The following is a 10,397-nucleotide window of genomic DNA, read 5'->3' as shown; positions in this document are numbered from 1 at the left end:
GGGCGACCACGCCCCCGGCGACGCCTTGAAACCGCAGGACCTGGCCAAGGAGCAGGGCGTCAGTCTGGCCGTGGTGCGTGAGGCGCTGGTGCGGCTGGTCGGCGAGGGCATGGCCGACCGGCTGCCCAACCGCGGCTTCGCCGTTCCGGCCTTCTCCGACCGCCGCTGGCAGGAGATCGCCGAGGCCCGCCGGACCATCGAACCGGCGGTGCTGCGGATGTCCGTGGAGCGCGGCGACGTCGACTGGGAGTCGCGGGTGCGTGCGGCCCACCACCGGCTGGTCCGCACCCCGGCGTTCGCGCCGGAGGAGGGCGAGCACTACACCGACGCGTGGGCCGAGGCCCACCGCGTCTTCCACCGCACCCTGCTCGAAGGCTGCGGCAACCCGGCCCTGCTGGACACCTTCGACCGGCTGTGGACCGCGAGCGAGCTGGCCCGCCGCTGGTCGGCGCAGCGCGCGCCGGGCCGGGACGGCGCGGCCGAGCACCGCCGCCTGGAGGAGGCGGCGCTCGCCCGTGACGCCGACACCGCGGCCGAGGTGCTCACCCGGCACCTCACCCGGACGGCCGCCGCGCTGACCGGCCGCACGCACGGTGACGCCGAGCGGCGGCGCTGACGGGCACGGCCCCGGCCGTCAGCCGGACGGTGTCGCCGACACCTCGGGGGAGAGGGCGGACTCCAGGCCGTCCTCGTCGAGGACGGCGACGGCGTAGTAGTACGTGGTGCCGCCCGTCAGACCGCGGTCCACGTACTCCGACCCGCTCGTCTCCTTGCTGAACTCGGCGTTCTCCTTGGTCACCCCGGGGTTCGTGGAGCGGTAGACGCGGTAGCCCGTCACCGGGGCCTCGTCGCCGCCGGACGGGGTGACGTACCAGGCGATGCGCACACTGCCCGCGCCCGGCGCGACCTCGTGGATCTCCGTGGCCCTCGGGGGCCGCGGCTCGCTGTACGCGGGCCTGACCGACGCGGAGGCGGGCGAGGCGACGGAGTGCCGGGACGTGGCGACGACGGCGTAGTAGTAGTCCCGCTCGTCCGCACCCTCGCCCACCTGGGCCGAGTACTCCTCGCGCGACGTGGTGGCCAGGCGGTTGCCCGGGTCGGTCACGTCCACCGGGGTCGTCCTGGAGCGGTAGACGGTGTACGACGAGACCGGCACGTACGGGCTCTGCGACCACGACAGGGTGAGGCGCCTGCCCACCAGGGCGGCGTTGACGACGGTGGGGGCCTTGGGCGCCGTACCCGCGGTGACGGTCCTGGTGCCCGTCACGCGGTCGGACCCCTCTGACTCGTTGCCGACGGCGTCGACGCCCCGCACCTCGTAGGAGTAGGGGAGACCCGCCTCGCCCTTCGTGTCGCGGAAGGTCAGTGACGTCGTCGCACCGACCTTGACGCGGGGGCCGCCGGAGGACGGGGCCCGGTAGAGCACGTACTTCACGGAGTCCGAGTCCCCGGTGCGCCACGTCAGCGTGACCCCGCGCTCGTCCTCGCGCGCGAGGGTCAGGTCCCGGGGTGCGAAGGGCGCGACGGTGTCCCGGGTGCCGCGCCGGGGCTCGGTGTACGGCGAGAAGTGCCCCGCCCGGTCCACGGCGCGGACCCGGTAGGCGTAAGCGACATCGGGGTCGTCGGTGTCGTCGGTGTGGGAACCGGTGGACACGGTGGCGAGCAGTTCGTAGGGGCCGACCTCGTCGGGTCCGGTGCCCTCGGCCTCGGCGCGGTACACCTCGTAGGCGGAGGCCGCGGAGAGCTGGCTCCAGGACAGGGTGACCGCCTCGCGCCCGGATTCGACGTGGAAGCTGTCCGGCGCGTCGTACAGGGGATTCTCCGGCTGGTCCGGGTCGTCACCGGTGCGGGCGGCGGAGCTGGAGGCGGCGGTCGGCGCTGTGGCGTGGGCGGTGCCGGTGAATCCGAGGGCGAGGACGACGACAGCGGCCGCGGAGGCGACGGCCGCCGGTCTGAGGTGACGGTGCTGAGACACGGCTGGCGTTCCCTTTCCGGAGAACTCCGTACGGACGTACGGAAGTACGGGATGCAGTCGTGGGGGGAGAGGCTGGTGGTTCGCTGGTGCTGTGGGGGTGAGGCACTGTATCCGCCGGTGACCGGGTGAGGGGAGGCGGCGCGCGCGTGGCCCGCGGGGGCCCGGGGCCCGGTGGGGCGTATGCCCCCAGGCCGGTTCTCGGACTGGCGGTCATGCGGCGCCCGGCGTAGAGAGGAAGGTCGACCCCAGCGCCGCAGGGAGGCCCGTAGTGGACAGGATCATCGGCAAGGGCACGTTCCGGGACGCGTTCAAGAACCAGGCCATCGCGGTCTCCGCGCTGCCGCAGGGCACGGCACGGCGGCTCGCCGAGCGGGCGAACGCGGCCGCGGGGCCGGGCGATGCCGCACTGCGGACGAAGGCGGAGTTCGGCGTGCTGTTCGACCTGCTGCTCGCCGAGCAGCAGGCCACACCGGGCGCACCGGCCGACGGCGGCCTCGTATGTCTGGGCCCGGACGGGCAGTTGACCGCCCTCGGGCGGATCGTGGACGAATACCTCACCTACGCGCAGAACAAGACGGAGTTCTTCGCCCAGGACATGTATCAGGTCAAGGTCACCGGCTGGCCGCCCGGTGTCCTGACGGCCGACGAGGTGACGGAGGCGCCGCCGGGCGCCCGGCTCACGCTGGCCAGGAGCGATGCTCCCGGCGAGACGCTGCTGGCCACGCCGTCGTTCTCCATGGTCAACAGCGGCAACCTCACCGCGCACGCGCCCAAGCGGTCCTGGAAGATCGACTTCGAGGTCGGCACGAGCGAGGACCGGCTCTACGGCATGGAGCGGATCAACCTCAAGGCGATGTACAACGACCCGTCCCAGATGCGTGAGGCCGTCGCCTGGCGGCTCCTGGAGCGCGCGGGCATCCCGGCGGCGCAGCACACGTACGCCACGTTCACGCTCAACGACCGCTACATGGGCCTCTTCTCGGTCATCGAGCAGGTCGACAAGAAGTTCCTGAAGGACCACTTCGGCAAGAACGCCGAGGGCAACCTCTACAAGGCGTACTGCGGCGACGTCGGCTGCGCCACCCTGGAGCACCGCTCGGGCCGTGACGGCACCGACACCGGACGCCACTACTTCACCGCGGGCAGCCTGGAGGACGACCGCACCTACCGCCTGAAGACCAACGAGGACGACCCGTCCGCGAGCACCTACGACCACCTCGCCGCGTTCGTCAGGACCATCAACGGCGTCCAGCTCACCGGCGACGAGAAGAAGTTCACCACCGACGGCTTCCGCGAGTCGGTCGAGCGGATCCTGAACGTCCCGGCCTTCCTGCGCTGGGCGGGCGCCAACGTCCTCCTGGGGAGCTGGGACAACTACTTCGCCACACCGTCGAACTACTACCTCTACAACTCCGGCCGCCTCGGCGACCCGACGGGGTTCATGGACCGCCCGTACTTCACCTTCATCCCCTGGGACTACGACAACAGCTCCGGCATCGACTTCTTCTCCACCCCGTGGCAGTACACCGACCTGCTCGACTGGCCCGCGATGAGCCGCGACTACTGCCGCATCACCCACGCCCCGCACGAGGAGTCGCACCTGCCGCTGTTCACCAACCTGCTGCGGCACCACGACTTCTGCCAGTACTACCTCGACCACCTCGAATACCTGCTGGACACCGAGTTCGGCCCCGAGCGGGTCGCCGCGCTGCTCGGCGCGGAGGGCTCCGGGCGGGACGACGGCCTGTGGCAGCTCATCTCGTCCGCCGCGTACGCCGAGTCCACCAGCCCGCACGGACAGCCCTTCACCGGCAGGCAGTTCACCAACGACGAGGTGTACCGCGCCGCCTACCGCCAGTGGGAGCTGAGTCGGGGCTCGCAGTTCACGTACGGGATCTTCCACTACACGCGCATGCGCTACGACCGAGCACGGCAGCAGCTCGCCGAGCTGCGGAAAACCTATCCCAACGGCGCCAGCGGGGCGACGTTCCCGGGTGCGATGGAGGTACTGCCCTCATGACCGCGACCAAGAAGTCGACCGCGACAGGGAAGTCCCGGCAGAAGGCGGAGGCCGAGGCCGAGGCGGCGCGCGAGCTGCGCTTGGTCAAGGAAGCGAAGATCCGGGACCTGATCGGCGACAGCGCGGGCACCCGCCTGGAGGCCAGCGGCGTCATCTACCGCGACGGCGCCTTCCTGATCGTCTGCGACAACCTGCCCTCCCTCATCCGGGTCAGCAGTGAACTGTCGCCCAAGGCCCCGGAGAACGGTGTCCTCAAGCGCGTCAAGAAGAAGACCGGTGGTCCACAGGCCAACGAGGGGTACGAAGACCTCGCCCACGACCAGCGCAAGGACCGCTACTACACGCTGAGCGAGGCCGAACCGGTCAAGCCCAAGGGCTTCCGCGCCCGTGTCCACGAGTACGACGCGAAGCTGCGCCCGCTCGGCTCCGCCCACCTGGAATTCGACCTGGCCGACGCCAACAAGGGCATGGAGGGCCTGGAGTGGGTCGAGCGCTCGGGCACGGGATATCTGCTCGCCCTGTGCGAGGGGAACCAGTGCGCGGGCGGCAAGAAGGGCAGGACGCCGGGCGGCGGGCGCGTGCAGGTCTTCCGGCGCGGCGGCAAGCGCTGGATCCGCACGGCCACGCTGGCGCTGCCCGAGTCACTGCCCTTCGAGGACTTCAGCAGCGTGTCCGTACGCGAGGGACGCATCGCCGTCCTGTCGCAGGCCTCGTCCGCCCTGTGGGTGGGCCGCATCGACACCAAGAAGTGGCAGGTCGACGAGGGCACCGTGCACCGGCTCCCCACCGACGGCAAGGGCCGCCCGCTCTACGGCAACCCCGAGGGCGTCTCCTGGGTCTCGGCCGACCACGTCGTCATCGTGTCCGACCGGGCGAAGAAGGGCGCGGCGAACGAGCGGTACCGCGCGAAGGACCAGTCGATCCACCTCTTCCTGATCCCGGGCAACCACGTCTGAGGCGGTAGCTCCCACGGAGAGCGGGCAGCGGTCCCGTCCGCTCTCCCGCGGGGCTGCACGGGGCCGCGCGGGGCTGCGCGGTCTCTGGAATCCTGGGGCGCTGCGGACTCGGCGTGGACCCCTGGCCAGTGCCATAATCGCCGGACCACCTGCCGCCTCACCCGCAGCACCCCACACTGGCCTGCCCGGTGAATCGGTCAGCGATACCGCACACGCTGGAGTCACGCATGACGTCACAGTCCTCCGCAAGCCGCATCGACACGAGCAGGGCCCACCCGGCGCGGGTCTACGACTGGCTGCTCGGCGGCAAGGACAACTATCCGGTCGACCAGGACGTGGCGGAGAAGCTGCCCCCGGAGGCGCGGCTCAACGCGCTGCGCAACCGGGCGTTCATGCACCGTGCGGCGGCATGGCTGGCGGGCGAGGGCATCGACCAGTTCCTCGACATCGGTACGGGCATCCCGACCGAGCCCAACCTGCACCAGATCGTCCAGGGCATCGTGCCGTCGGCGCGCGTCGCCTACGCCGACAACGACCCCATCGTGCTGCGCCACGCGGAGGCGCTGCTGGTCAGCAGGCCCGAGGGAGCCACCGACTACATCGAGGCCGACGTACGCCGACCGGAAGCCATCCTTGAGCACGCGCGTACGTTCCTGGACTTCGACAGGCCCATCGCCCTCTCGATGATCGCGCTGATGCACTTCGTCACCGACGAGGACAACCCCTACCAGCTCACGCGGACGCTTCTCGACGCGCTGCCGTCGGGCAGTTACCTCATGTTCTCCCACGGCACGACCGATGAGCACCCGCACCTGGTGAAGTCGGTGACGAAGACCTACCGCGAGGGCGAGATCCCCCTCCGCATGCGCACCCGCGCCGAGGTCGAGCCGTTCTTCGAGGGCCTGGAACTCGTCTCCCCCGGCCTGGTCACGGCCACCCAGTGGTACAAGGACACCCCCGCGCCCACCGAGGAACCGAGCGGCTTCTACGTGGGCGTGGCGCAGGTTCCGTAGTCAGGGCGCGAACAGCGTCGCGAGCACCACCAGGGCGAGGAGCCCCACGTAGGCCCAGGCGTGCACGCGGTCGGGGATGCGCGGCGGGCGGCGTCGCAGCACCGCGATGACGGGCAGGGCGCCGAGCAGCAGCGCCGATGCGGCACGGAGGTCGAGCAGACCCACCAGACGCACCCCGGCGTCGTCGGCCTCCGGTACCGCCGCCACGAACAGCGACAGCGCGGTGGCCGGGAGCGCGATGGCGAGGGTGAGGGGGTTGGCCAGCGCGGTCGCCGTCCGCATCGGGTGCCCGGCCCGCCGCATCGCCGGGACCGTCATGACGCTGCCGCCCACGCCGAGGAAGGCGGCGACCGCGCCGATCGGCGCGCCGAGGGCCCCCCCCCCCCCCCCCCCCCCCCCCCCCCCCCCCCCCCCCCCCCCCCCCCCCCCCCCCCCCCCCCCCCCCCCCCCCCCCCCCCCCCCCCCCCCCCCCCCCCCCCCCCCCCCCCCCCCGTCCGGCAGCGGGCGGGGCCCTTCGGACGCGGCCCCTGCACCGGACGGCGCGCGCAGGAAGCCGGGCCGTACGAGCAGGTCGGCGATGGTGACGGCGACATACGTAAGGAAGGCCCAGTGGGCGAGACCGGCCGGGGCGAGCCGCGCGGCGAACGCCCCGGCCGAGGCGCCGACCGCCAGCAGGAGCAGCAGCCCGCCGCTGCCGCGCAGCGCCGAGAGCACCCGGCGCGGGGTGACGGCCGTGGCGAACCCGGCGTTCACCACCATCACCGACGCCGATGTGGCCGTCGCCACCCGCATCGCGTCGGCGCCGAGCGCGGCGTCCGCCCACATCACGACCGGCACGGCGACGAACCCTCCGCCGAAGCCGAACAGCACCGTCGTCACCCCGGTCAGGAGCCCGACGCCGACCACCATCACGTCATCCATGCCTCCCAGCCCACCAGCTCCGCCCCGGCGTCCGCATGCGATGATCGGCACAGTTCTTTCGCGAGTCGGCCAATGATCCGTGGCCGGTCACCGCGACGCGGGGGAGCCGGGCGACAGGGAGGCCGGGAGGCCGGGGGCGAGGAGGCAGCATGCGGAACATCCCGCTCGCCGATGTCGACCACGTCGACCGGGCCGTCCTGCCGATCGGCACCGACTACCCGCCCGGCCACCTCCTCGACTGGCACGAGCACCGGCGCGCGCAGTTCCTCTACGGCGCCACCGGAGTCATGCTCGTCGACACCGCCGACGGGACCTGGACCGTGCCGCCCGAGCGCGCCGTCCTGATCCCGCCCGCCACGCGGCACCGCGTCCGCATGCGTGGGGTGAGCACCCGCAGCCTCTACATCGAGCCGGGTGCCGTGCCGTGGTGGCCCGCCACCTGCACGGTCGTGGACGTACCACCCCTGCTGCGCGAACTGCTCCTCGCGGCAGTCGAGTTCGAGCCCGACTACAGCCTGACGGGGCGGTCGGGCGGCATCGCCGCGCTGCTCCTGCACGAGATCGCCGAGCGCACCCCGCTGCCGTTCCACGTGGCCATGCCCGCCTCGGCCGACCTCTCCGGGCTGTGCCGCGCCTACCTGGCGGCCCCCGACGCCGGTGCCACCAACGCCGCGTGGGCCGCCGGGGTGGCCATGAGCGAGCGCGCCTTCACCCGGCGGTTCCGCGCCGAGACCGGCGAGAGCCCCGCCGTCTGGCGGGCCCGCGCCCGGCTGCTCGCGGCCGTTCCCCTGCTGCGCTCCGCCTCGGTCAGCGAGGTCGGCGGCCGCATCGGCTACTCCTCTCCCGCCGCGTTCACGGCCGCCTTCACCCGTGTCTTCGGCCTGCCGCCCTCGCGCTTCACCTAGGCCGGTTTCGAGGGCGCTGAAGGCGGCGGTTGCGTGCGGTGGCGTGGCTGGCTCTGGCGCGGGGGCCGGGTGAGGGTGATCTGGCGGACGAGCTGCTGGAAGCAGGCCAGGGCGGCCAGCGAGGGGAGCGCCGCCGCTGCCGCCTCGATCGGGGAGCGGGGCGCCTGCGCGACGCACAGAAGCATGGAGACGGTGGAGAACAGCAGGACGACCGCCCAGGAGTGGGCCGCGCGGCGGCGGTGCAGTGCGGCGCGCAGGATGGAGAGGGAGGCGACCATCCAGGGGCCGTAGACCAGCAGGGGCCACCAGCCGACCGCGCTGGCGGAGGTCCGGTGCATGGCGAGATGGCGCAGCGGGTCGTAGCTCACGATGCCTCCGAAGACGCACACCATGGACACGACGACGGAGGCGAACGCCGCGAGGATGAAGCTGGTGGTGCGCAGCGCGCCGAGGCCGCGCCCGCGGGCACGGGAACGGGCCCTGGAGTGGCCGCGCGAGCGGCGGCGGGCCGGGGCCGGACGCAGCGGGGGCAGCTCACTGGTGATCTTCGTCAGACCGGCGAGCGAGCCGTCGGCCCCCTCGTCGCCGTACGGCATGTTGTCGTAGGCCATGTCGCCGTAAGCCGTGTCGCCGTAAGCCGTGTCGCCGTAGGACACTTCGGCGTCATGGACGACAGGAGGAACGTTGTTCCGCTCGTCCTCGACCGCCTCGTGCAGCAGGTGGGCCAGTTCTTCCGCCGGGTCCCAGTGCATCTCCAGCGGGCCCAGCGGCTCCAGGGGAGGCTCCGGACGGCTGTGCCGTCCTCGCGTCTCATGCATGGAAGGCCTGGGGGAGAGGTGCGGAGAGGCGGGAGCCGGAGCCTTTGGAATTGTCCGCTACGGTGACGAAATAAGCCTCGATATGGTCAAGTTCGGTAAGGAGGACTTCGAGGAGAGGGGCGGAGTACTTCAGATCAACGCGTCGATAATCGTCCCGCAGGGTGGCGTTCGTGTCGTTCGCGCGGGCCGGTGTGAAGACCCAGTCCCCCATGCGAACTGCGGATGTGGCGCTGCTCATTGTGCTGGCCAAGAGGGTTCCTGAAACAAACCTTGGCCTTACCGTGGTCATAATCCGTCCAACGGACCCGCGTTACGGAGGATGCGCGGCAAACGGGTGGCTGCGAGGTCGCATATTTCGTCTGTCGGGCTAATGGTTTATCGGTCTTCCGTCCCCGAACGCGGCTCCGTGCAGGCTGAATTCAGGCGCAGTGCACGTCATCGCCCGGACGGTCACCCGTCGCGAGGAAACGGGTGACCGTCCGGTCGCCGCACACGTTTCCGTTCGCCAGGTACGAGTCGTGGCCCGTGGAGTCCACGGTCACCATCGTGGCCCGCCCGCCGAGGGCTGTGCGCATGGCACGGGCGCCCGCGAGCGGGGTGGCGGGGTCGCGTTCGTTCTGGATGAGCAGGACGTTGGACGGGCCGTCGCCGGTGATGCGGACGGGCGGCTCCTGCGGGCTGTACGGCCAGGCCGCGCACGGCATCGCGTTGCGCGGCATACCGGCGAGCAGCGGATACTTCGCGCGGCTCTCGGCAACCCCCTTCGCGTACACGGCCGGTGACTTCGGCCATCTGACGTCGTTGCAGAGCGTCGCGGTTCCGACGGCCACGGCGTTCTGGAGCACCGCCTCCGGCGGAGCCTGCGGGGCGGGCGGCGTCCTGCCCGCCCGGGCCGCGCGGATCAGCTCAGCGAGGCGGGGGAAGCCGTCGGGGTCGTAGAGCGTGGTCAGCAGGGTCTGGCGCAGGACGTCACCGTTCAGCTCCGTGGGGTTGGCGTGCTCCCACGGGATCGGCGCGCGGTCCAGTCGGGCGGCGAGCCGCAGGACGAGGCCGCGGACCCCGGCAGGCGTCTTCGCGAGCCGCCCGGCGGTGCCAGGATCGGACGCCCACGCGGCGAACGCGGGAAAGGCGTCCTCCACGCCCTGCTCATGCGCGGCCAGCCAGCCCCTGCCGACCCGCGCCGGGTCCGGGTCGTCGACGCTGTCCAGGACGACACGGTCGGTGCGGTGCGGGAAGAGCTGCGCGTAGACGGCGGTCACATACGTCCCGTAGGACACCGCCCATACGGAGAGCCTCCGTTCGCCGAGCGCCGCCCGCACGCGGTCGAGGTCCCGGGCGTTGTTCGCGGTGGTGATGTGGCGGATCAGGTCGCCGCCGTCGCGGGCGCAGGCCGTGGACATGCGGCGCGCGGTCTCCATGGCGCCGGTGACCGACCCGCCGGGGCCGGGCCACGGCCGCTGGTTCGCCGTGCCGAGGTCGGCGAGGTCGAAGCCGCAGTCGACCGGCGACGAGCGGCCCATGCCGCGCGGGTCGATGCCGATCAGGTCGTAACGGTCGCGGATCTGCTGGGGGAGCTTCTGCCCCTTGCCCGAGGGATTGTCGAGACCCGAGCCGCCCGGGCCGCCGGGCGCGAGAAGAAGAACGCCACGGCGGGCCGAGGGCTTCTCGGCGGGGATGCGGGAGACGGCGATACGGGTCCGCGCGCCGTCGGGACGCGCGTAGTCGAGGGGCACCTCGACGGTCGCGCACTCCTGCCGCGCGTCGACCCCCCTCGGTCTCGGCCCGTCCC

General features: G+C 72.2%; 10 protein-coding genes. 5 read left to right on the top strand and 5 right to left on the bottom strand.

What is annotated here, in order from left to right; translation table 11 throughout:
* On the top strand, positions 1–616 hold a 616-nt coding region (locus AB8Z36_RS17890), incomplete at its 5' end, for a GntR family transcriptional regulator (RefSeq protein WP_369214321.1).
* An 18-nt stretch (positions 617–634) separates the two neighbouring features.
* Here AB8Z36_RS17890 and AB8Z36_RS17885 read toward each other — a convergent pair.
* Positions 635–1,975 (bottom strand): fibronectin type III domain-containing protein, encoded by a 1,341-nt coding sequence (locus AB8Z36_RS17885; RefSeq protein WP_369214320.1) that lies wholly within the window; start codon positions 1,973–1,975, stop codon positions 635–637.
* A 268-nt stretch (positions 1,976–2,243) separates the two neighbouring features.
* Here AB8Z36_RS17885 and AB8Z36_RS17880 point away from each other — a divergent pair, with 268 nt between their 5' ends.
* The 3 genes from AB8Z36_RS17880 (at position 2,244) to AB8Z36_RS17870 (ending at position 5,964) form a co-directional block, all read left to right on the top strand.
* Complete coding sequence (locus AB8Z36_RS17880; protein WP_369214319.1) at positions 2,244–3,995, top strand: CotH kinase family protein; 1,752 nt, start codon at positions 2,244–2,246, stop codon at positions 3,993–3,995.
* Positions 3,992–4,951: a hypothetical protein gene (locus AB8Z36_RS17875; protein WP_369214318.1), complete on the top strand. Its 960-nt coding sequence runs from the start codon at positions 3,992–3,994 to the stop codon at positions 4,949–4,951. Before AB8Z36_RS17880 ends, AB8Z36_RS17875 begins: the two co-directional genes overlap by 4 nt.
* A 227-nt stretch (positions 4,952–5,178) precedes the next feature.
* Complete coding sequence (locus AB8Z36_RS17870) at positions 5,179–5,964, top strand: SAM-dependent methyltransferase (protein ID WP_369214317.1); 786 nt, start codon at positions 5,179–5,181, stop codon at positions 5,962–5,964.
* Here the strand turns inward: AB8Z36_RS17870 and AB8Z36_RS17865 are convergent, their stop codons facing one another.
* Positions 5,965–6,885, bottom strand: coding sequence for a sulfite exporter TauE/SafE family protein (locus tag AB8Z36_RS17865; protein ID WP_369214316.1), 921 nt, complete (start codon positions 6,883–6,885; stop codon positions 5,965–5,967).
* 149 nt (positions 6,886–7,034) lie between these two features.
* Here AB8Z36_RS17865 and AB8Z36_RS17860 point away from each other — a divergent pair, with 149 nt between their 5' ends.
* Positions 7,035–7,790, top strand: a complete 756-nt coding sequence (locus AB8Z36_RS17860) for an AraC family transcriptional regulator (protein WP_369214315.1) — start codon at positions 7,035–7,037, stop codon at positions 7,788–7,790.
* On the opposite strand, the gene AB8Z36_RS17855 is transcribed toward AB8Z36_RS17860, so the two are convergent.
* The 3 genes from AB8Z36_RS17855 to AB8Z36_RS17845 all read right to left on the bottom strand — a co-directional run.
* A complete protein-coding gene (locus AB8Z36_RS17855) occupies positions 7,787–8,608 on the bottom strand; it encodes a DUF2637 domain-containing protein (protein WP_369214314.1) in 822 nt (273 codons plus the stop codon). The two genes, AB8Z36_RS17860 and AB8Z36_RS17855, sit on opposite strands and share 4 nt — an antisense overlap.
* On the bottom strand, positions 8,601–8,858 hold the full coding sequence (locus tag AB8Z36_RS17850) for a hypothetical protein (protein WP_369214313.1): 258 nt from the start codon (positions 8,856–8,858) through the stop codon (positions 8,601–8,603). Before AB8Z36_RS17850 ends, AB8Z36_RS17855 begins: the two co-directional genes overlap by 8 nt.
* A 169-nt stretch (positions 8,859–9,027) precedes the next feature.
* A partial coding sequence (locus AB8Z36_RS17845) for an alpha/beta hydrolase (protein WP_369214312.1) occupies positions 9,028–10,397 on the bottom strand: 1,370 nt, incomplete at its 5' end.

Source organism: Streptomyces flavofungini, assembly GCF_041028215.1.
Classification (GTDB): domain Bacteria; phylum Actinomycetota; class Actinomycetes; order Streptomycetales; family Streptomycetaceae; genus Streptomyces; species Streptomyces flavofungini_B.
Note: the sequence above shows the minus strand (reverse complement) of the source record. Positions and strands in the feature narration are given on the sequence as shown.

What these genes read in the sequence shown, in the direction of transcription:
- AB8Z36_RS17875 (WP_369214318.1), top strand. Translation starts at nt 3,992, where the DNA reads ATGACCGCGACCAAGAAGTCGACCGCGACAGGGAAGTCCCGGCAGAAG.
- AB8Z36_RS17870 (WP_369214317.1), top strand. Translation starts at nt 5,179, where the DNA reads ATGACGTCACAGTCCTCCGCAAGCCGCATCGACACGAGCAGGGCCCAC.
- AB8Z36_RS17865 (WP_369214316.1), bottom strand. Translation starts at nt 6,885, where the DNA reads ATGGATGACGTGATGGTGGTCGGCGTCGGGCTCCTGACCGGGGTGACG.
- AB8Z36_RS17860 (WP_369214315.1), top strand. Translation starts at nt 7,035, where the DNA reads ATGCGGAACATCCCGCTCGCCGATGTCGACCACGTCGACCGGGCCGTC.
- AB8Z36_RS17855 (WP_369214314.1), bottom strand. Translation starts at nt 8,608, where the DNA reads ATGCATGAGACGCGAGGACGGCACAGCCGTCCGGAGCCTCCCCTGGAG.